Origin of the sequence: Paucilactobacillus kaifaensis (assembly GCF_005405145.1) — a bacterium.
GTDB classification, from domain to species: domain Bacteria; phylum Bacillota; class Bacilli; order Lactobacillales; family Lactobacillaceae; genus Paucilactobacillus; species Paucilactobacillus kaifaensis.
The window spans coordinates 154,713-176,997 of record NZ_BJDM01000001.1 but is presented as its reverse complement, the minus strand read 5'-3'; the positions used below and the strand labels follow the sequence as shown (position 1 = coordinate 176,997).

Below are 22,285 nucleotides of genomic sequence, written 5' to 3'. Positions count from 1 at the left end.
GGGGAAAAACTGTGGCTGAACAAGATTTACCAAGTCGAATTACTAATGTCAATTTGTCTGGCGAAATGCGGACGTCGTTTTTAGACTACGCAATGAGTGTAATTGTGTCACGAGCATTGCCAGATGTTCGTGATGGATTGAAACCCGTTCATCGTCGAATTTTATATGGGATGAGTGAATTAGGTGTGACACCTGATAAGCCGTATAAAAAATCGGCCAGAATTGTTGGAGACGTCATGGGGAAGTTTCATCCGCATGGTGATTCTGCAATTTATGAATCAATGGTTCGAATGGCGCAAGATTTTAGCTATCGGTATATGTTAGTTGATGGCCATGGTAACTTCGGTTCTGTTGATGGTGACGGCGCTGCCGCAATGCGGTATACAGAAGCTCGAATGAGTAAGATTGCCGTTGAAATGTTACGGGATATCAATAAAGATACGGTTAATTTTACCGAAAATTATGATGGGACTGAAAAAGAACCAAGTGTATTACCAGCTCGTTTTCCTAACTTGCTAGTTAATGGTGCATCTGGGATTGCAGTGGGAATGGCCACAAACATTCCGACGCATAATTTAGCTGAAGTAATCAGTGCAATTCATATTTTGATGGATAATCCAGAAGCAACGACTGCTGATTTAATGGAGGCAGTTCCAGGTCCTGATTTTCCAACAGGTGGAATCGTGTTGGGTAAATCTGGTATTCGAAAAGCATACGAAACCGGCCGTGGGACAATTATTGTCCGAGCTAAAGTTGATATTGAAGAACAAAAAAACGGTAAACAGCGGATTGTTGCTACCGAAATTCCTTATATGGTTAACAAAGCAAAATTAATTGAACGAATTGCTGATTTGGCTCGTGATAAGCGGATCGAAGGAATTACAGATGTTAATGATGAGTCTGACCGTGAAGGAATGCGAATTGTTATTGATGTTCGACGAGATGCTAGTGCCGAAGTTATTTTAAATAATCTTTATAAAATGACTTTGCTTCAAACGTCATTTAGTTTCAATATGTTAGCTATCGTTAAGGGCACTCCTAAAGTACTGGGCTTGAAACAGATTTTGCAGTACTACTTGGAACACCAAGAAGAAGTGGTTCGTCGTCGGACAGAATTTGAGTTGAAAAAGGCGCAAGCCCGAGCTCATATTTTAGAAGGATTACGAATTGCACTTGATCATATCGATGCGATCATTAATACAATTCGCAGTTCACAAACTAGTGAAATTGCTAAGAGCCAGTTGATGGAAAACTATAGTCTATCTGACCGTCAGGCTCAGGCTATTTTAGATATGCGATTAGTTCGATTAACTGGTTTGGAACGCGAAAAGGTTGAAGATGAGTATCAAAAATTGATGGAATCGATTGCTGATTTCAAAGATATTTTGCAGCATACAGAAAGAATTCATCAGATTATCTATGATGAATTATTGGAAATTCAATCGAAATTTGGTGACAAACGTCGCACGGAACTTCAAGTCGGCGATGTTACCAACTTAGAAGATGAAGATCTGATTGAAGAAGAAAATGTGATTGTGTCATTAACCCATAACGGCTACATTAAACGACTCGCTGTTGATGAGTTTAAAGCGCAACATCGTGGTGGTCGTGGTGTCCAAGGAATGGGTGTGCATGATGATGATTTCATCGAGCAACTAATATCAACATCTACCCATGATCGATTGCTATTCTTTACGAGTGCAGGTAAAGTTTACTCGATGAAGGGGTATGAAGTACCAGAGTATGGTCGTTCGGCGAAGGGAATTCCGGTTATTAACTTACTCGGAATTGAAGCAGACGAAAAGATTTCTGCTGTTATCAATGTTTCACATGAAACAAATGACCACGATAAATTTCTTTTCTTCACAACTTTGCACGGCACGGTTAAACGGACACCGGTAGCAGCATTTGAGAACATCCGGAGTAATGGTTTAAAAGCTATTACTTTAAAAGAAAATGATCAATTAATGGGTGTTTCAATTATTGAAGAATCTCAAAAAATGATTATTGGAACTCATTTAGGCTATGCAGTCAGTTTTAAAGGTGCCGATGTTCGATCAATGGGTCGCTCAGCTAGCGGAGTTCGTGGAATTAGATTACGAGACAACGATTTCGTTATTGGTGTTGATTTATTAACCGATGACAGCAATGTCTTTGTGATTAGTGAACGAGGCTTTGGTAAGCAAACGCCTGCCACCGAATACCCAATTAAGGGACGTGGTGGTAAAGGAATTAAAACTGCTAATGTGACTGAGAAGAATGGTCCATTAGTTGGCTTGGCTACTGTTACTGGCGATGAGGACATCATGTTGGTAACCGATAAAGGTGTGATTATTCGCTTCGGAATTGAAACTGTTTCGCAAACTGGACGAGCAACATTGGGTGTTCATTTAATTAAAATGGATGATGAAACGCATGTTGCTACAATGACTAAGGTTGATAAGGAAGAGGATTCAGAAGATGAAAAATCAGCTTCTGATGATAATTCTGATACAGCACAAGTAAGTACAGATCAAAATGAAACACATGAATAAATAAATGAAAATCCTAATGGCGAGCGTATGTATTATATGTATCGCAATTTAGGATTTTTATTTTGTGTCCTTGTTTTATCAGTGCTATCGTGTTATAATTTTTGCTTGTGAGTACACGTGAAAACGTCTGCTTTCCTTGCTCTTTTTAAATGGAAAAGGGCCAAAGTCCATAAGGAGGTGTAACAGTTCATGGAACCAACACGTTATGAAATTACGTACATTATTCGTCCTGATATCGACGAAGCTGCTAAGACAGCGCTTGTTGAACGTTTCGACAAGATCGTATCAGACAATGGTGCTACAATCGTTGATTCAAAAGACTGGTCTACTCGTCGATTTGCTTACGAAATTGGTGACTACAATGAAGGTACTTACCATATCATTAATGTCACAGCAAACGATGATGTAGCGCTAAATGAATTTGATCGTTTAGCTAAGTTTAGTGACGATATCTTACGTCACATGATTGTTAAGCGCGAAGCTTAATAATCATAAATATTGAAAGGAGCATTAGTCTATGATTAATCGTACAATACTTGTTGGACGCTTAACTAGAGATCCTGAGTTGCGATACACAACTAGCGGAGCTGCTGTAGCAACATTTACTGTTGCTGTTAATCGACAGTTCACTAATCAACAGGGTGAACGAGAAGCTGATTTTATCAGTTGCGTCATTTGGCGTAAAGCTGCTGAAAATTTTGCTAACTTCACTCATAAGGGTTCTTTGGTTGGGGTTGATGGTCGGATTCAAACCAGAAATTACGAAAATCAACAGGGTCAACGTGTCTATGTAACGGAAGTGGTAGTTGAAAACTTCTCATTGCTGGAAACGAAAGCTCAGAGTCAAAGTCATAACAATGGCGCACCAAGCTTTGACAATAATCAACCAGCCAATGCTCCTCAATCATCATCAGTAAATGATAATCCATTTGGAAATGCTGATAATAATGCCAATGCGGCTAGTGGTAATGCAAATAATAATGCCAATGACCCATTTGCGAATAACGGCGAACCAATTGACATTTCCGATGATGATTTACCGTTCTAAAGTAACTGCCAGAGGAGGGAAATTCAATGGCTCAACAAAGAAGAGGCGGACATCGTCGCCGCAAGGTTGACTTTATTGCCGCAAACCATATTGAATACATCGATTATAAAGATACTGACTTATTGAAGCGGTTTGTTTCTGAACGCGGTAAGATTTTACCACGTCGTGTTAGCGGAACAAGTGCTAAAAACCAACGTCGCTTAACAATCGCAATCAAACGTGCTCGAATTATGGGTCTGCTACCATTCGTTGCAGAGGACTAATTTGAACTAGTATGATTGAGTAAATATGACCCAATTACCCACAATCGTGGTGTAGTTGGGTCTTTTTGATATTAACTGCGGATTTTTTTATAATATTGTTCTAAACCGAGATACACTTTTTAAACTATGAGAGTGTGATAAAATGTAACTATTGGTATTTATGACGCTACAAAGAATATGGGAGACTATTATGAATCGTTTTTTTGAACGTGAAAATTTACCCTTTTTTCTGCGAAATGCTAGTATTCGTTGGGTAACGCTCTTTATGTTTGCTGTATCTGCACTAGGAATTATATTTACTTTTATGACTAGTTGGGTATTAGGCATTATAATGCTCGTTTTAGTCATCGTAGGATTATATTTTGTTTTAAATCTATTAAAAAGGATTGTTTCTGATACAAACGAATATATTTCTGATTTATCTTACCGGATAAAACGTGGTGAACAAGAGGCATTAATTCAAATGCCAGTTGGAATGATTGTGTTTGATGAAAAGCAAGAGATTGAATGGATCAATCCATATATGGTTACATATTTTGAAAATGAAGTCGTCGGTAAAAAATTAGTAGATGTTGACGAACAGCTTGCTAAATTGATTGAAGATAATCAAGATGCAACAAAGCCAGTTACGGTTGAATGGATGCAACACCGTTTTTCATTATTAGTCCAACCAAACTTTCGTGTGGTTTATTTAATGGATGTGACGCACTACGCCAAGATTGACGAGCGGTATCAAAATGAGAAGGTAATTTTAGGAAATATTTATTTAGATAACTATGCTGAAATCACACAGGGAATGTCTGATTCTGAAGTTTCTAATCTCCATAACTATGTAACTTCTGAAATTGGTGATTGGGCCCAAAAGTATGGCTTATTTATGAAAGTTATCGATGATGATGACTACTTAATTTTAGGCCATCAAATAACGCTAGAAAATATTGAAAAAAATAAGTTTAGTATTTTAGATGTTATTCGTGAAAATACATCAAAGCAAAATTCACCTGTGACGCTTAGTGTGGGTGTGGCCTACGGCGATTCTGACCTTAATAAGTTAGCTGATTTAGCACAAAGTAATTTGGATTTGGCACTAGGACGGGGTGGTGACCAGGTTGTGGTGAAGGCTGATGGTCAACAAGCTCGTTTCTATGGTGGTAAAACCAATCCAATGGAAAAACGGACACGTGTGCGTGCGCGGATGATTAGTCAGGCGCTTCAAGAATTAATGAATGAGTCAGATCAAATATTTGTGCAAGGACATCGGATTCCAGATATGGATTCATTAGGTGCTTGTCTGGGAATTAGGCGGATTGCGAAAATGAACGGGCAAGATTGCTGGATTGTGTTAGATCAAGCTCATTTACATTCTGATATTAATCGTTTATTAACTGAAATTGATGGCTACCAAGATATTAAAGATCATATCATCACGGTTGAAGAGGCAGAAGAAAAAGCTACCACGAAGAGTTTACTGGTGATGGTCGATCACTCCAAGCCTACTATTTCAATGTCTGAACAACTATATAATAAATTACAAAATCGTGTTATGATTATTGATCATCACCGCCGCGGGGAGGAATTTCCAGAAAATCCAATTCTGGTTTATATTGAACCCTATGCTTCATCGACATGTGAGCTAATTACTGAAATGTTCGAGTATCAACCACGTGAAGGTGAACCGATTAATAAAATTGAAGCAACAGCAATGTTAACTGGAATTCAAGTAGACACGAAGTCGTTTACCTTACGCGTGGGGACAAGAACTTTTGATGCAGCCAGTTACTTGCGTTCTGCAGGTGCTGATGGTATTTTGATTCAGAAGTTCATGAAAGAAAATGTCGATAGTTACTTGCAAAGAAATCATCTAATTGCTACAGTTACTTTCATTGATGATAAAATGGCATTATGCGCCGGTGAAGACGATCAGGTATATGATTCTGTAACAACAGCCCAAACGGCTGATTCTTTGTTGCAAATGGCTGGTGTTGATGCTTCGTTTGTCATTACACTGCGTGATGATGGTACAGTTGGTATCTCCGCGCGATCAATTGGTGATTTTAATGTTCAGGTAATTATGGAGCAGTTAGGTGGCGGTGGTCATTTATCGAATGCGGCTACCCAAATTAAAGATAAAACTGTATCAGAAGTTAAGGAACAGTTGATTGAATTACTAGAAAGTGATGCAAATAACGAAGAAAAACAAGATGAGGAGTGATCACGGATGAAGGTTATTTTCTTAGAAGATGTAAAAGGTCGTGGTAAACGCGGTGAAGTTAAAGAGGTTCCTGATGGTTATGCTCAAAATTTTTTAATTAAAAAGGGTAAGGCCAAGGCTGCTACCAACTCTGCGATGAGTGCGCTTAAGGGGCAGCAGCGCGCAGAACAGAAAAAAGAAGCTGAATTATTGGCCGATGCTCAAGCAATTAAAGAAAGACTGGAAAAAGATGAGACAGTGGTTGAATTGACGGCTAAAGCGGGGACAGATGGTCGTTTGTTTGGTTCAATTCCAAGCAAGCAAATTGCGCAGGCACTGTCAGCTCAGTATCAAATCAAATTAGATAAACGTAAAATTGAACTAGCAGAACCAATCCGGGCACTAGGATATAGCAATGTGCCAGTTAAGTTATTCCCACAGGTTACAGCCACCATCAGAGTGCATGTAGCTGAAAAATAAGTAAAAAAGGACGAAGCCAACATGAATAATGATGTTTTAAGTGACCAAACACCACCCCAAAACATCGAAGCTGAAAAAGCAGTTTTAGGAGCTGCTTTTTTGAGCGGGGATGCGTTGGTGGAGGCCATGGAATATGTACAACCCGAGGATTTTTATCGGCGGGCACATCAAATTATTTTTCAAAAAATGGTCGATTTAAACGACCAAGATAAACCAATTGATGCATTAACGATGCGTGAACAACTGGATAAAACAAACCAATTGGAAGATATTGGTGGGTTTAGCTACATTGTTGAGCTGGCCGAAGCGGTACCCACGGCAGCAAATGTTATTTACTATGCTAAAATTGTGCAAGAAAAGTCAGTTCTTCGAAAGCTGATTTCTACGGCAACTGATATTGTTACTAGAAGTTATACGGGCGAAGAGGAAGTTCCTGATCTGCTTGACGAGGCAGAGCGATCAATTCTAAATGTTGCAGAAACTAGGAATCAAGATGGCTTCAAGGAAATTAAGGATGTTTTAAAGGAAGCTTTTGAAGAAATTGATCGCTTATCGCAAAATGATTCAGATGTGACTGGCTTATCTACTGGGTACCCGCAGCTGGACAAGATGACGACCGGGTTACATGAAGACGAATTAGTTATTTTAGCTGCTCGACCTGCAGTTGGTAAAACAGCATTTGCACTTAATATAGCGCAAAATGTTGGAACACAAACTGATAAAACGGTTGCTATTTTTAGTCTGGAAATGAGTGCGCAGTCATTGGTCAACCGGATGCTTTGTGCTGAAGGTAGTATCGATGCCAATCATTTAAGGACTGGACAATTAAGCGAAGAAGAATGGCGTAATCTCGTGGTTGCAATGGGTAGTTTATCCAAGACCAGTATCTACATTGATGATACTGCAGGAATTAAGATCGCTGAGATTAGGGCTAAATGTCGTCGTTTAGCGAAAGAACAAGGTAATTTAGGCTTAATTGTGATTGATTATCTGCAATTAATTGAAGGTACGAACCGTGAAAATCGGCAACAAGAAGTTTCTGATATTTCACGGCAATTAAAAAAGCTGGCAAAAGAACTAAATGTGCCTGTCATTGCCTTGTCGCAACTCTCTAGAGGAGTGGAACAACGACAAGATAAACGTCCAGTTCTTTCGGATATTCGTGAGTCTGGTTCGATCGAACAAGATGCTGATATTGTTGGTTTCTTGTATCGTGATGATTATTATGAACGTGATAATGACGATGATGATAGCCCCCAAGACCCGCGTGACAATGATGAAAACGTCGGTGAGGTTGAAGTCATTATTGAAAAAAACCGAAGCGGTCCACGTGGAACGGTTAAGTTGTTATTTGTGAAGTCATATAATAAATTCTCGTCAATTGCGTATGTCCCGGGAAATGATTAATTAAATAGTAAAAAAAAGTGCCCTGATTCTTTTTGAGTCAGGGTTCCTTTAATGGAGCGGTAGTGTGGAGGTGGCCCATGCGGCAAGAAATTAGGTTACGTTGGCTGGTGACAGGTTCCTTTTTGAGTAGCGTTGGAACAAGTTTTATTTGGCCGCTCACAACGATTTATTTACACAACGAATTACATCAGTCGTTAACTGTGATTGGTTTTGTTTTACTGTTATATTCAGGTACCAATGTTGTGGGTAGTTATTTGAGTGGTAGTTTATTTGATCGTTATAATCCCCGTTTATTAATAATAGGTGGTTTATTAGTGGATATGGCAGCGATGATTGTGTTGATTTTTATTAATCATTGGCCTGCTTATCCTATTTTGTTGGGAATTGTCGGTTTTTTTAATGGTTGGCTCACAACCCTAATTAATTCATTAGGAACGTTAATTCACAGTAGAGATGGGCGATATGTTTTTAATATGCTGTACTTTGCGGCAAATTTAGGAATCGTTTTGGGAACTTCGATTGTTGGGTTTGTTTATCACGGTAGTGTTTCGGTAATGTTTGCTTTAACAACCATTTTATATGCTTTTTATTTTGTAGTGGCAGTCCGTTTCTACCATGTTGATACCAGCCAGATTATGAAGAAAAAGGGAAAACAAGCGCAGTCGATTAAACTTAGTCGACCAAACGCAACAATTATGTGGACTTTTTTTATTTCCCTGGGAATAATTTGGATTATGTATGAGCAATGGGTTAGTAATTTATCTGTCTATGTTACTGATATGGGGATTCCGATGACTCTATATAGTTTATTATGGACAATCAATGCTGGTTTAATTGTTGTTTTGCAGATTATCATTAATTGGTTAGCCCATTATCTAAAGAATATCTATTTGCAAGTATATCTAGGGATTTTATTTTGTGCCCTGTCCTTTGTGATTTTATTATTTGCCCATAATTATGCTGCATTTGTTGCGGCAATGGTGGTGTTAACGATTGGTGAAGCAACTGCATTTCCAACAATGCCGGCAATTGTCAATGATTTATCGCCACTAGAAGCTAAGGGAAAGTATCAAGGGTTAATGAATGCTTTTTCTTCTGCCGGAAAAGCGCTAGGTCCCCTTTTTGGTGGAATGATTATTGAAGGATTTTCATACAGGATTCTTTTCGTGGTTTGTTCGCTGTCAATTGTTGCAGTTGGAATAATTGTGGTTACAATTGTTAGCTTGCAAGGCAATAAAGCTCATTATTTTAAATAGTTTAGTGTAGAGGTGTCGACTAGAGATGTTTATTTATGAATATGAACATGAGTATGGCGAGGACCGTTTTGGCATGGTAGGAAGATCAGTTGATCCCTTTCAAGAGAATATGGAGTTAAATGTTGAGTGTCAAAATTGTCAGAATAATTCCATGGTAATCGCTGAAAGAAATGTGATGGCTGCAAATAATGATGGTTCACCATGTTATCAAATCGTGCTAATGTGTCCACAATGTCGCAAATGTGATGAATTTCTGGTTAATCAAGATAAAGAAGGTGTGATTGGCAAGACAAAGCATTCACACGTTCAAATTTCTCGATCAATGATTTTTAACCAATAATCTAATTATTTTAACAGTCCTTTAAATCGCTACTAAGCATTTTATTATGCCTTGGGCGGTTTTTTTATTATGCTGAAAGTATGAATACAAACAAGCTAAAATTACTAAAAATAATTGAACAAGATAATTGCTTATTTTTAGTAAGTGTACTATTGTAAACGTGTTCAATTTAACAGCTAATTTAAGGAGGATGTTTCAATATGACAACAAAAATTAATGCCGCAGATGCGATGATCAAAGTTTTAGAGGATTGGAAGATTGATCATATTTTTGGTCTACCTGGTGGTTCATTTGATTCAACGATGAATGCATTATTTAACCGTCAGAATACCATGAACTATATTCAAGTACGTCATGAAGAAACGGGCGCTATCGCAGCATCGGGCGAAGCAAAACTTACCGGTAAGATTGGTGTTACATTTGGTTCTGCGGGTCCAGGAGCTGTTCATCTATTAAATGGATTGTATGATGCTAAGCATGATCACGCTCCTGTTTTAGCACTAGTGGGACAAGTTGGAACAGATTTTATGAATACCGAGTATTTTCAAGAACTTAATGAAAACCCAATCTTTGCAGATGTGGCTGTATATAATCGTACAGTGATGACTGCAGATCAATTACCAGCAGTGGTCGATCAAGCTATTTCACAGGCCTATGAGCACTCTGGCGTAGCGGTAGTGACACTGCCTAAAGATCTTGGTTGGGCACAAATAGATGATAATTATGTTTCGAATGCCGGTAACTATGCTGTCACCAACAGCTATCAATTACCAGATCAAGACGCAGTAAAACGAGCTGTCGATATCTTAGCAAATGCTAAAAAGCCACTAATTTATTTTGGTTTAGGTGCTAAAATGGCCGCTAAGGAACTTAAACAGCTGTCTGATCAATTAAAGATTCCTTTGATGTCATCTGCACTAGCAAAGGGAGTTATCGCTGATAGTGATCCCGCTTATATGGGGAGTGCTGGTCGAGTAGCAACTAAACCAGGAGTTGAAGCTGCAAGATCAGCTGATGCAATCCTATTTATCGGTAGTAATTTTCCTTTTGCGCCATATTTCTTTAGTGCAGATGCCAAGTTCATTCAAGTTGATGTTAAGCCGACTAATATTGGTAAGCGTCATCACGTTGATGTTGGAATCTTGGCTGATGCTAAGACAACTTTAGCGGCAATGGTAGCAAAGACAACCGCCGCAGATAAGCGACCGTTTTATGATGCCATGTTAGCCAATAAGAAGAATTGGATTGAGTGGCTGGCCAAATTTGTTGATGAAGACAAACAGCCACTAAATGTTGATTCAGTTTTTGATCAAATTAATCGGATTGCAAGCGATGATGCAATTTTTGCATTAGATGTAGGAAACGTTACGATTGATGGTGTACGTTTGTTGAGAATGAAACCGACCCAAAAGATTACAACATCTGGATGGTATGCAACGATGGGGTACGCCTTACCAACTGCCATTGGAGCACAGGTTTCATACCCTAATCGGCAGGTATTTTCAATTAGTGGTGATGGTGGTTATACGATGGTGATGCACGATATTTTGACGCAAGTTAAGTATCAGCAACCAATTATTAATGTTGTGCTCACCAATAAATCATTAGGTTTTATCGAAGCTGAACAAGATGACACGCAGCAACCGCATTCTGGCGTTGATTTGATTGATGCACAATTTGGTGATGCAGCTACTGCGTTAGGAGCGCAAGGTTTTGAAGTCAGGACATTAGATGAGTTAAAACACGCCTTTGATGAAGCTAAAAATGCGACGGGGCCGGTTGTAATTGATGTTAAAATTGCCAATGACCGACCATTACCTGTTGAACAATTGGTACTGGAAAAAGATGAGCAGCACTCTCAAGCTGACGTAGATGCATTTGTTAAACAATATCGGGCCGATGGATTAATCCCAATCAATCAGCTGTTACATCAATATAATGTTGAGTGAGGTGCAATTATGAAAACATTTGGTTATCAAACATTTGGTGGTCCGGAAGTTTTTGAGGAATTTACGAATGCAGAGCCACAAATTACAAAAGACACTCAGGTCATCATAGAAACATTGGCAGTTGGTTTGAATAATTTTGAACGAAGCCAACGGGCCGGTGAATTTGGTGGTGATAAGTTTCCAATTATTCCAGGACGAGATGTTGTTGGCAAAATTATTGCGGTTGGCAAAGCAGTTGATAATTTTGCACCTGGCGAGGTTGTAATTGCGCATGCTGGACCAGCGTATGCAACTAAAGTGAAAACAACGGCCAAAAGATTGGTTAAAAAGCCAGATAGTGTTTCTGTTTCAAAAGCTGTAACCATTATTACCCCGGGAATTACAGCATATAATGCAGTTTCATATTTTACCCAGGTACAGGCCGGTGATACTGTCATAGTAAATGGTGCAACTGGTGGTGTGGGTTCGATTGTAGTTCAAGTTGCTAAAAAATTAGGTGCTCACGTGATTGGAATAGGATCTTCTAAAAATGAAACTCTGATGAAAGAACTGGGCGTTGATGAAGTTGGGCTCTATGATCAAGAAAACATTAATGAAAAATTTGCTAATCAGGCTGATATTGTTATTAATGCGGCCTTGGATGGGAAGAATCCATCTTTGATAAGTGATGTGATAAAAGATGGTGGTAGTGCGGCGTCTGTGGGCGATGCTACCGACTTATCGAATAAGCCAAACGTCAAATTTGAGCATATCCGGCCGATTGATGCTGAGCATGATCAGATTGCGTTGCAAAAACTGGCTGAAATGCTAGAAGATGGCTCACTAACTGTTAAGGTATTTAAAGAGCTACCATTAACTTTAACTGGGGTAGTAGAGGGTCATCAATTATTGGAACAGCGCCATGCGCCAGGAAGAGTAGTGTTAGTTAAGTAAAAACGTAATATGCAAATAAATTGTTTGGTATAAACCTCTTGTGGTGGTCAACAAAGTCAATTTGATTTTATTGACCACCACAAGAGGTTTTTATGTAATTAGGTTAGTGATTACCAGCTAATAATGTTCCATGTGAAACATCAAAATTGACTATATTGGATGTTTTTATAGTTATGTGATATATTTTGACGACTATCATGTATGTTCTAACATGGTATTTTTTGGGTAAATGAAAAACCCGCAACCACGGTGGATTTACACTGCGTGATTACGGGTTAATTATGATTAATGGGCAGTCAGGGGATCGAACCCTGGACCCACGGATTAAGAGTCCGTTGCTCTGCCAGCTGAGCTAACTGCCCATAATTAATCGACTTAAGTATACTATCATAAATTCGAAAGCTTAGTCAATACTGTTTGCATTAAAAATTGATAAATGAGAATAGTTTAATCTTGCTTTAAAGGGCAATCTTATTCGATAATAGTGATGTGGTATAATATACCTGTTTGAATTAAAAGAAAAATAAGAATAGTTAAGTATTTAAATAGATAAAACTGCAGTTGCAGGAGGAATTCGCTAATGAAAAAAGTTTTAGTTGTTGATGATGAAAAACCAATTTCAGATATTATCAAATTTAACCTGTCTAAAGAAGGTTATGAAGTCGTTGTCGCTTACGATGGTGAAGAAGCACTTGAAAAAGTTGAAGATGAGAAGCCAGATCTAATTATTTTAGATTTGATGTTACCTAAAGTGGACGGCTTAGAAGTTGCCAAGCGAGTTCGTGCCAACCGTACAACACCAATTATTATGGTAACTGCCAAAGATTCTGAATTAGATAAAGTTTTGGGGCTGGAGCTGGGTGCTGATGACTATGTAACTAAGCCGTTCTCAAATCGTGAATTAGTTGCGCGAGTTAAAGCAAACTTGCGCCGCCAAGAAACAGTGGAGACAACCGCGCCAGATGAAAATGCTGATATTGAAGTCGGCGATTTAACAATTCATCCAGATGCTTATACCGTCTCCAAACGAGGCGACAATATTGATTTAACTCATCGTGAATTTGAGTTACTACATTATTTAGCACAACATATCGGTCAAGTAATGACTCGAGAACATTTGTTACAAACAGTTTGGGGATACGATTATTTTGGCGATGTTCGAACGGTTGATGTGACAGTTCGTCGGTTACGCGAAAAGATTGAAGATAATGCCAGTCATCCATCGTGGCTAATCACTCGACGTGGCGTTGGTTATTATTTGAACAATCCTGAAAATGATTAGGAGTACGCAAGCATTTGAATAGCAAGATTAAATTCTTTCAATCGATCCATTTTAAAATCGCTCTGGTATTCGCGCTGATGCTATTAATCACGCTCGAAGTCGTTGGGGCGGTTTTTGTGCGTCAATTGGAACACCAAAATTTGAACACTTTTAAGCAACAAATTGAGCTGCCTTCATATGTTGATAACTCATTATCAACTCAATTAACGCGCTCCAGTACTAAAAAAGCGAATAAAGAAATTCGCCAAATTTTGTCGGACGTTAATAATGCCAATATTACTGAAATTCGGGTAATTGATAACAAAGGTGTTGTTCGCGGTAGTAGTGATGCTAATGATCAGTCAATTGTTGGCCAAAAAACGACTGATGAAAATGTAAAAAATGCCATTTATAATAATCGCTCATACAGTGAAAATACTTACGATAACGGTAATCACAATCGTTACTATATTTCAGTCGTACCATTATTAAACTCATCAAGTAGCAACAATAATGTTGTGGGTGTACTCTACATGCGTGCTAGCCTAGAAGGTGTGTACGCTAATATCAACAATATTACATTGATTTACTTATCGGCAGCATTAATTGCTATTATCTTGGGACTATTAATGGCGATTGTTATTTCCCGGGCAATAACTCGGCCGATTGATGAGATGAAAAAACAGACGATTCGAATAGCCCGCGGTGATTTTACCGGCCAGGTGCATGTTTATGGTAATGATGAGCTGGGCCAACTAGCCGGAGCTGTTAATAATTTATCTGTGCGGGTGGAAGAAGCACAAGACTCAACTGAAGCAGAACGCCGACGACTTGATGGAGTTCTGACTCATATGTCTGATGGTGTGCTTGCTACAGATCGTCGTGGTAACGTCACAATTATTAATGAAACTGCGGCAGATTTACTGTCTACTACTGAAGAAGATGTTCAGAATAAATCTATTCTGGATGTATTGGATATTCGTAAAGACTATACGATTCGTGAACTTTTAGATAATCAAGATGAGATTATTCTTGATTTTTCGCATGGTGATCATGAATTAATTTTGCATGCTTACTTTTCTCTAATTCAGCGAGAATCTGGTTTTATTAGTGGATTGGTTTGTGTGTTGCATGATATTACTGAACAACAAAAAGTTGATCGTGATCGTAAACAGTTTGTTTCGAATGTGTCACATGAATTACGGACACCGCTAACTAGTGTTCGTAGCTATGTTGAGGCACTTTCTGATGGTGCTTGGCAAGATCCGGAAGTTGCTCCTAGCTTTTTGAAGGTGGTTCAGGATGAAACGGAACGCATGATTCGGATGATTAATGATTTGTTAAGCCTCTCAAGAATGGATTCAGGGACGGCGAAACTTAATTTAGAATATGTGAACTTGAATGAATTATTTAACTATATTCTAAATCGGTTTGATATGATTCTTAAAAACGATGATCATCCGGCTAAAAAATACACGATCGATCGGTTATTTACCAAAAAGGATCTTTGGGTTGAAATTGACACTGATAAGTTTACCCAAGTAGTCGATAATTTGATGAATAACGCGGTCAAGTATTCGCCAGATGGAAGTGTAATCACTGCTCGATTACTAGAGACCCACAACCATGTTATTATGAGTGTTTCTGACCAGGGATTGGGAATCCCGCGGGCAGATCTCCCCCATATCTTTGATCGTTTCTACCGAGTTGATAAAGCACGTTCTCGCAAACAAGGTGGAACTGGACTAGGCCTAGCAATCTCGAAAGAAGTGATTGGATTGTTAGGTGGTCAAATTTGGGTTGATAGTGTTGAAGGTAAAGGATCCACATTTTATATCTCGCTACCTTACGTACCTTATGAAGGGGATGAATGGGAAGATGATTCGGAGAATTCGTGATAACTGGTTACCAATTTTACTGACAATTGCGGTTTTAATTAGTTTAGTTTTATCATGGTTCATCTGGACTAATCCCGCAAGATATGAACGTGGCCGTGAAACTGATACTAGTAGTCAGAGTCAATTGGCTAGTAAGTCGATTTCTGATATTTTTTTACCAACACAGGTGATTAAAACAAATCAGAAAGGCTCACAGTATTTATTACATGCAAAAAAAGTCAACTTAGTACTTTCGTTAAAGCAAAAGTTAAATAATTGGAAACTGGGTAACATAAGTAGATTAACAAGCCAAGATCAGGGGCAGTATAAAAAATATTTGATGCAAAAAAATACAATTGCATTAAATTACCCGAGTCAGGTGTCAACAACGATTTTTAATAAAACTTTTGGTCAGTCGATTAATAAACACCAGTTAAAACAATTTAACCGGATTATCATTCCATTGAAGAATACTAACAATATTTATTTGTTAAGTGACAAGAATATGGCAGTTTATCGGGTCCATGTGTCCAAACACCCGCAGATAAGTAAAATTAAGCAGTTAGTTAATAGTAAAACTGAACAATATAGTGTTCGAGAACAACTAATTAATAACCGGTTTATGCTGACTTATCCTAAAAGTATTTCTATGCCCAGCTATAGCTATTTGATGAATAAACAAAGTGCTAACAGCTTTATGACAACACTACTTAACTCTGTGAGCTCTTCAGCTGTGACCGTTCATAAAAAGGATCATGTGACTACGTATGCCAATGGTTCTAATAAACGCATGCTGGTTAATACCAAAAATGGCACGGTTAGTTATGAAAATTTTGGTAGTTCAACTAAGGGTGCCAATACGATCAATGGGTTGTTAACAAAGAGTTTTCAGCAATTAAGTGGAATTGGCGTCCCATTGGAGAACATTCGGTATGATCACTCAAACCTGAATCAGAGAAAAGTAATTTATCGGGGTTATGTTGAAAGCTTTCCAATTTTTAACCAGACAGAGTATGGTGCGATTCAGATTAAATATTTAAAGAGTGGCGAGCAAAAATTCTTTTTCTCTTTGTATAGTTTACAAGTGCCAGTTCCCAATGGGGCTAAACGAGTAGAATTACCATCAACTAAATCAATGTTGAATCAGTTAGGTCAAGCTGGGATTAAAACAAATAAAATTAAAAATATTCGCTTGGCTTATGAATGGCAGACAAATAAGGATTCAAGTATGGTAATTGATTTGAAACCAACATATTATGTTTATTACCAAGGTAAATGGAAAAATTATGCAACTTTGATTAATCAATAGGAGGGAGGCGCTAACGCGTGGATTTTCGGCGAATTCAATGGATTTTTTTAGTTGCATTTATTGCGATTGATATCTTTTTGTTTGTTTCGTTTGCATCGAATAATCAGTTTACGGTTACGAGTAAAAATAGTAGTCGTGAGGCAACGATTTTGAAGGAAATGAAAGATGATTCTATCACTGTTGATGACTTGTCGTCATCTCGTGGTGCTGGGTATTATATTTCTAGCGATGGTAGTGGTATTTTGGGGACTAAAACAGGTCAGTTACGTAATCAAAATGTGCGTTATACTGATAATGAACTAACAAGTTCGTTTGAAAATCAGATTGCAATTGATCGCGACGCTCCCCAAAAAGTGTTGAATAAAGTGGTAGCCAATCAAAACCGAGTGTTATTCGGCAGTCATTATGTTTATGATGAGCAGTTAACTAAACAAGATGATGACGCAATTGTATATGTCCAAAAAGGTCCTGGCGAAAAGGTCCTCTCAACTGATGGTGAAATTCGGTTTCGAGTTAACGCCAAGAATCAGGTAACGGGATACACGCAAACCTATTTACATGCGATTAAAACATTACGTGAAAAAGAGGCCACGATTAGTCAGAAAAAGGCTGTAATTTGGTTGTATCAACACAATGAAATTTCGAATAATTCCAAGATTAAGTGGGCTAAACTGGGCTATACTAAGTTATTGTCACTAAAAGGGAATACTGTCTATATCCCAACATGGGTCATTAATATCCAGACAAAAAATACTGGTGGCAGTCAAACGAAACGAATCAATGCCTTTACCGGAACATTAATCAAGTCAAATACGAACCTGACCAGCGATGGCTCAAGTAGTCAGTAATGAGGAGTAAAAAATTTGTTAGAAAATGATCAGCTTAAATATAGTGTTTTAGCCAGTGGCAGTACTGGCAATGTTACATATTTAGAGACACCAGAGCATAAGATATTAATTGATGCTGGATTAAGTGGCAAAAAAATTAATGATTTGATGCATCAAATTAATCGCGATTTAAGTGATGTTGATTCATTGTTCGTAACGCATGAACATAGTGATCATATCCGAGGTGTCGGTGTGCTAGCTCGTAAGTACGGACTAGATGTGTATGCTAATGAGGGAACCTGGGATGCAATGGCCAATAAAATTGGTAAGGTCCCTGTGGAACAAAAGCATCTATTTGCGCCAGGTAAGATTCTTGACTTAGGTGATATGGATGTTGAGAGCTTTTCGGTTTCACACGATGCTGCTCAGCCACAATTCTATCAAGTACATCACGATGGTAAGGTATTTTGTGTTTTGACTGATACAGGTTATGTGTCAGAACGAGTGGCAAAAACGATTGGTGATGCTGATGCCTACCTAATGGAATGTAACCACGATATGGAAATGCTACGAATGGGATCATATTCATGGCCACTAAAACAACGAATTTTAGGCGACGAGGGTCATTTATCAAATGAGGATGGCGCCAATGCAATGATGGCTGTGATTGGTCGAAAAACAAAGGAAATCTATTTAGGTCACCGAAGTCAGGAAAATAATATGCGCTCACTAGCACACCTGACAGTTGCCACAATGCTGAAAGAGCATGATTTAGGCGTGGAACATGATTTTCACTTACATGACACAGAGCCGGATGCGCCCACAAAATTATCGATCCTATAATTGTTTAAATAATTTATGCAATTTACTTCACACATTATTCACACTTAATTTGTATGCTGTTCCATGTGAAACACTGTTAAGGGGGGATGGCTTTTAGCCGATAAAATGGATAATAACAATAATCAGCAGGTTGATCCAAAACCAAAGAAAAAATTAAATTCGTGGTGGAAAGTTGCTGTCATTGCGCTGGTAGCTGGGTTAATTGGCGGTGGCGTTGCATACGGTGCTGGCGATCTAATCAGTAACGGGTTTAGCACTACTACTTCTTCAGTACCGACGGGATCAAGTAAATCGGGCGGGACAAAAGTTAATCAGAGTAATGTTAAAGGTACTAGCCAATCAACTAAAGCTTTTAAACAAGTCAAAGCTTCGGTTGTCTCAGTAATTAATCTGCAAGCCCAGTCTAGCAGTAGTGATTCAATCACTGGAATTTTCGGGCAAAGTAGTAGTAGCTCCAGTTCGTCATCTGACAGCTCGTTAGAAGCTGCTAGTGAAGGATCAGGGGTTATTTATAAGAAGGATGGCAATACTGCTTATATCGTTACTAACAATCACGTGGTGTCAGGTTCTTCTAAACTAGAAGTGATTTTGAGCAGCGGGAAAAAGTTAGATGCCAAAATTGTGGGAACAGATGCGACTACCGATCTAGCAGTTTTGAAAATTAACTCAGCTGATGTTACTACAGTGGCAAGTTTTGGAAATTCTAATCAAATTGAAGCTGGTCAAAGTGTATTAGCAATTGGATCTCCACTAGGATCCGACTATGCGACGTCCGTTACTGAGGGAATTATTTCAGCTAAGAAACGAACAGTACAGGTGCAAGATAATTCTGGTAACACAACGGCGAATGCTAGTGTTATCCAAACGGATGCTGCGATTAACCCTGGTAACTCGGGTGGTCCATTAATTAATTTAGCTGGCCAGGTTGTTGGGATTAATTCAATGAAGTTGTCTTCAGATGATGAGGGGACTAGCGTTGAAGGAATGGGATTCTCGATTCCAAGTAATGAGGTTGTGAGTGTTATTAATCAGCTGGTCAAAAACGGCAAGATCACTCGTCCGGCGTTAGGTATTGAGCTTGTTTCATTAGAGAATGTTTCGGCCGCACAACAAAAGTCAATTCTGAAGTTACCTGCTAACATTACAAAGGGAATTGTGGTGATGAAGACATTATCTCCGTCAGCTGCTGGTAATGCCGGATTGAAGAAATACGATGTCATTACAGAGCTTGATGGCACTAAGGTTACTGATGAAGCGAAGCTAAAAGAGGTCTTATATAAACACAAAATTGGGGATTCGGTTTCAGTTAAATATTACCGTGATGGAAAACTTAAGTCAGCGACGATTAAGTTGACAGAAAATACGTCCTCATTGAATAGTGAAAGTAGTAGTGAATAAAGATTGGAATGAATAACTAATATTTGATTGTTTGGGGATGCGGCAGTGATGATTGTCGCATTCTTTTTTTGGGTTAAAGTTCGTAATTATCTGATTTAATCAACTTTTAGACATATAAATTAGGTGATAAATGAAAAAGACGAACGACAAATATATTTATTGGAGTAAAATACGCGAAAACTGGTTAAAAGTCATTAAATTTACCGAACAAAACAAACTAAAAAAAATGAAGTAGTTCAGTAGCCAGTTTGCAAGTAAAATTTTTTAGAAAATAATCTGTGGAAAACTATGTGGAAACTTTCTGGTATAATTATTAAGAAATTATAAAGCCCAGTATAATAACTGTTATAACAGTTTCAAAAGTTATCCACAGGACGGAGGTTTACTTGTTGATAACTTGATGTTCGTATTAATGTAACAACGCTGAGCGTTGATTTAGCAACGTTCTAAAGTAGCTACTACGAACGAATGTTTCTGTGTAAAACTGTGGATAAATATTTTTAAAATAAAACGAAGTCAATAGGCTTTAAAAACTTTTTGAAGAAAGTTTGACGAATAAAAAGTTTTACCTGTGGATAACTTTGTGGAAAACTTGTTGAAAGGTGCCTAGTTATGAACATAAAAATAATTGGTGTGGGAAAACTAAAAGAAAAGTATTTCAAAGCAGGAATTGCAGAATATGCAAAACGATTAGGTCGATTTTGTAAATTCGAAATTATCGAGGTTCCCGACGAAAAAGCCCCGGAGTCACTGAGTCAGGCTGAAATGGATGATGTGATGGGTAAAGAAGGCCAGCGGATTTTGAGTAAGATAAAAGACCGCGAGTACGTATTTGCACTAGCGATCAAGGGAAAGGAGCGTTCATCAGAGGAATTTGCGGCCGAAATACAGCAGTTAACGACTTATGGCCATTCTGATATTACATTCGTGATTGGCGGCTCTCTGGGGCTGTCACAAGACGTAATACGACGTTCTGATGCCCAGATATCATTTGGCAGGTTTACGTTGCCACATCAATTGATGCGATTAGTGCTGACAGAGCAAATTTATCGAGCATTTATGATTAATGAGGGCAGTCCGTATCATAAGTAAAGCAGGTTTATCTACAATAAAGAATGGGCACTGAGATAATGATAGTTTCATCTCAGTGCCCGTTATAAACAATATTATTTTCTATTTTTATATAAACTAACTAGCCGTTCTCGTAAAGCATCGTCATAAGCGGTTAAATATAAACCGTACTTACCACGCTTCATTAACACATTCAACACGTTAGCAATGAACTCCTTATACTCGTCTTGAGTAAATTGAATATCTTTACGTTTTTTGAAAATTTCTTTGTGGGAATATTTTTCGGGAATAATGGTCATGGTGTCTGTCTTTTCATCATAGCCAAACGATGGTCCGATAATCATTCCCACATAATTTAAATCAAAGCCTTGTAATGTATAAATAGTTCCCACTTGGGTAATTGAACCTTCACGTTTAGCCCAGTGAGTACGTTGAGGATCCCACTCATCCCAGGGTAAGCTAAACGTATCCATTTCGACATTGTGGCGGCCATCAATTCGTGGAAAACCAGAAGTTGCGACAACGCGACTCATGCCAACTTCTTTGTTCCGTTTTTTGATATTTTCGAATAATTCACCAGCGGTATCAAACACTTTAAAAACAAAATCGCTGTTATCTGGAAAATGTTTCATGGGTTTTTGGGCAGTTAGATCATCCATCCATGCAGCTTGTTCATCGCTTGCAGCCATTCGGTATTGAAAATTCATATCAAAAGATTTGTGCGGGTGCTTACCGATTGTTTTAGTGAGTAAGTCTTTGTCCCAATACATTTTTGACTGGAAAACTTGGTCAAAATCGTACACAACTACCACGACTTTGGCCAAATTCATTAAGTCCGTTAATTGATTTTGGCCACGATAATGAGCATAAGGTTCTGATTTAGAATATAATAGATGCGCTTCATCTACAAAAATTACATCATAGTTCTTATGGTTTTTTTGCGCATAGTTAATCAACGAGGTTGGCCGACGAATCGAATTGACTTTCATATTCGGAATTGATTCTGCAAGATCTTGATAAGCTTTATACAATTCTGGATGGTTGACCACTAAAGATGTTTTGTAACGTTTGTCGGTCATATATTGACGGACTAGCTCCATCAAAACAACTGATTTTCCAGTTCCTGCTGCCCCTTGAATGATAGCAACTGAATGTTGATCACTGTTGAGACCTTGTTTAATGTAAGTATTAATATCTGTAATCACGCTTTTTTGTTCATTGGAAAGATCATCGACAAAAAATTGTTCTTTTAAAATTTCGTTCATTGTTATAACCTCTAATTTATTAGTCATTCTAGC

Annotated in this window: 19 protein-coding genes and 1 tRNA gene; 18 read left to right on the top strand and 2 right to left on the bottom strand. The window is 38.2% G+C overall.

Going from position 1 to position 22,285, the window contains the following annotated elements:
• The first annotated feature begins 11 nt into the window (after positions 1 to 11).
• From gyrA to FFM51_RS00735, 11 genes are all read left to right on the top strand, one after another.
• Entirely contained in the window at positions 12 to 2,534 is a 2,523-nt protein-coding gene (gene gyrA / locus FFM51_RS00785) for a DNA gyrase subunit A (RefSeq protein WP_137596762.1), read from the top strand.
• Between the two features lie 189 nt (positions 2,535 to 2,723).
• Positions 2,724 to 3,020 carry a 30S ribosomal protein S6 gene (rpsF, locus tag FFM51_RS00780; protein ID WP_137596761.1) on the top strand — a complete coding sequence of 99 codons (297 nt, stop codon included), beginning with the start codon at positions 2,724 to 2,726 and terminating at the stop codon, positions 3,018 to 3,020.
• 31 nt (positions 3,021 to 3,051) lie between these two features.
• Positions 3,052 to 3,582 (top strand): single-stranded DNA-binding protein, encoded by a 531-nt coding sequence (gene ssb, locus FFM51_RS00775; protein WP_137596760.1) that lies wholly within the window; start codon positions 3,052 to 3,054, stop codon positions 3,580 to 3,582.
• Between the two features lie 26 nt (positions 3,583 to 3,608).
• Positions 3,609 to 3,845 (top strand): 30S ribosomal protein S18, encoded by a 237-nt coding sequence (gene rpsR, locus FFM51_RS00770; protein ID WP_137596759.1) that lies wholly within the window; start codon positions 3,609 to 3,611, stop codon positions 3,843 to 3,845.
• A 190-nt stretch (positions 3,846 to 4,035) separates the two neighbouring features.
• Positions 4,036 to 6,057, top strand: a complete 2,022-nt coding sequence (locus FFM51_RS00765) for a DHH family phosphoesterase (RefSeq protein ID WP_137596758.1) — start codon at positions 4,036 to 4,038, stop codon at positions 6,055 to 6,057.
• A 6-nt stretch (positions 6,058 to 6,063) separates the two neighbouring features.
• Positions 6,064 to 6,516 carry a 50S ribosomal protein L9 gene (gene rplI, locus FFM51_RS00760; RefSeq protein WP_137596757.1) on the top strand — a complete coding sequence of 151 codons (453 nt, stop codon included), beginning with the start codon at positions 6,064 to 6,066 and terminating at the stop codon, positions 6,514 to 6,516.
• 21 nt (positions 6,517 to 6,537) lie between these two features.
• A complete protein-coding gene (gene dnaB, locus FFM51_RS00755) occupies positions 6,538 to 7,923 on the top strand; it encodes a replicative DNA helicase (protein WP_137596756.1) in 1,386 nt (461 codons plus the stop codon).
• A gap of 77 nt (positions 7,924 to 8,000) precedes the next feature.
• Positions 8,001 to 9,179: an MDR family MFS transporter gene (locus FFM51_RS00750; protein WP_137596755.1), complete on the top strand. Its 1,179-nt coding sequence runs from the start codon at positions 8,001 to 8,003 to the stop codon at positions 9,177 to 9,179.
• Between the two features lie 25 nt (positions 9,180 to 9,204).
• Positions 9,205 to 9,519, top strand: coding sequence for a hypothetical protein (locus tag FFM51_RS00745; protein ID WP_137596754.1), 315 nt, complete (start codon positions 9,205 to 9,207; stop codon positions 9,517 to 9,519).
• 200 nt (positions 9,520 to 9,719) lie between these two features.
• Entirely contained in the window at positions 9,720 to 11,468 is a 1,749-nt protein-coding gene (gene spxB / locus FFM51_RS00740) for a pyruvate oxidase (protein WP_137596753.1), read from the top strand.
• Positions 11,469 to 11,477: 9 nt separating this feature from the next.
• On the top strand, positions 11,478 to 12,401 hold the full coding sequence (locus FFM51_RS00735; RefSeq protein WP_137596752.1) for an NADP-dependent oxidoreductase: 924 nt from the start codon (positions 11,478 to 11,480) through the stop codon (positions 12,399 to 12,401).
• Positions 12,402 to 12,690: 289 nt separating this feature from the next.
• Here FFM51_RS00735 and FFM51_RS00730 read toward each other — a convergent pair.
• Positions 12,691 to 12,763, bottom strand: a tRNA-Lys gene (locus tag FFM51_RS00730).
• Positions 12,764 to 12,981: 218 nt separating this feature from the next.
• On the opposite strand from FFM51_RS00730, the gene yycF reads away from it, so the two are divergent.
• The 7 genes from yycF to rlmH all read left to right on the top strand — a co-directional run bounded on the left by yycF (position 12,982) and on the right by rlmH (position 21,008).
• Positions 12,982 to 13,683 carry a response regulator YycF gene (gene yycF / locus FFM51_RS00725; RefSeq protein WP_137596751.1) on the top strand — a complete coding sequence of 234 codons (702 nt, stop codon included), beginning with the start codon at positions 12,982 to 12,984 and terminating at the stop codon, positions 13,681 to 13,683.
• Positions 13,684 to 13,697: 14 nt separating this feature from the next.
• The gene (gene walK / locus FFM51_RS00720) at positions 13,698 to 15,560 is read left to right on the top strand and encodes a cell wall metabolism sensor histidine kinase WalK (protein ID WP_137596750.1); all 1,863 of its coding nucleotides are present in this window, start codon (positions 13,698 to 13,700) and stop codon (positions 15,558 to 15,560) included.
• Positions 15,541 to 16,848 carry a YycH family regulatory protein gene (locus FFM51_RS00715; protein WP_170999529.1) on the top strand — a complete coding sequence of 436 codons (1,308 nt, stop codon included), beginning with the start codon at positions 15,541 to 15,543 and terminating at the stop codon, positions 16,846 to 16,848. Before walK ends, FFM51_RS00715 begins: the two co-directional genes overlap by 20 nt.
• 17 nt (positions 16,849 to 16,865) lie before the next feature.
• Positions 16,866 to 17,696, top strand: a complete 831-nt coding sequence (locus FFM51_RS00710; RefSeq protein WP_137596748.1) for a two-component system regulatory protein YycI — start codon at positions 16,866 to 16,868, stop codon at positions 17,694 to 17,696.
• 15 nt (positions 17,697 to 17,711) lie between these two features.
• Entirely contained in the window at positions 17,712 to 18,518 is an 807-nt protein-coding gene (locus FFM51_RS00705; RefSeq protein ID WP_137596747.1) for an MBL fold metallo-hydrolase, read from the top strand.
• Positions 18,519 to 18,623: 105 nt separating this feature from the next.
• On the top strand, positions 18,624 to 19,916 hold the full coding sequence (locus tag FFM51_RS00700) for a S1C family serine protease (protein ID WP_137596746.1): 1,293 nt from the start codon (positions 18,624 to 18,626) through the stop codon (positions 19,914 to 19,916).
• A 612-nt stretch (positions 19,917 to 20,528) separates the two neighbouring features.
• Entirely contained in the window at positions 20,529 to 21,008 is a 480-nt protein-coding gene (gene rlmH / locus FFM51_RS00695) for a 23S rRNA (pseudouridine(1915)-N(3))-methyltransferase RlmH (RefSeq protein ID WP_137596745.1), read from the top strand.
• A 74-nt stretch (positions 21,009 to 21,082) separates the two neighbouring features.
• On the opposite strand, the gene FFM51_RS00690 is transcribed toward rlmH, so the two are convergent.
• Positions 21,083 to 22,252 carry a DUF2075 domain-containing protein gene (locus FFM51_RS00690; protein WP_137596744.1) on the bottom strand — a complete coding sequence of 390 codons (1,170 nt, stop codon included), beginning with the start codon at positions 22,250 to 22,252 and terminating at the stop codon, positions 21,083 to 21,085.
• Positions 22,253 to 22,285 lie beyond the last annotated feature (33 nt).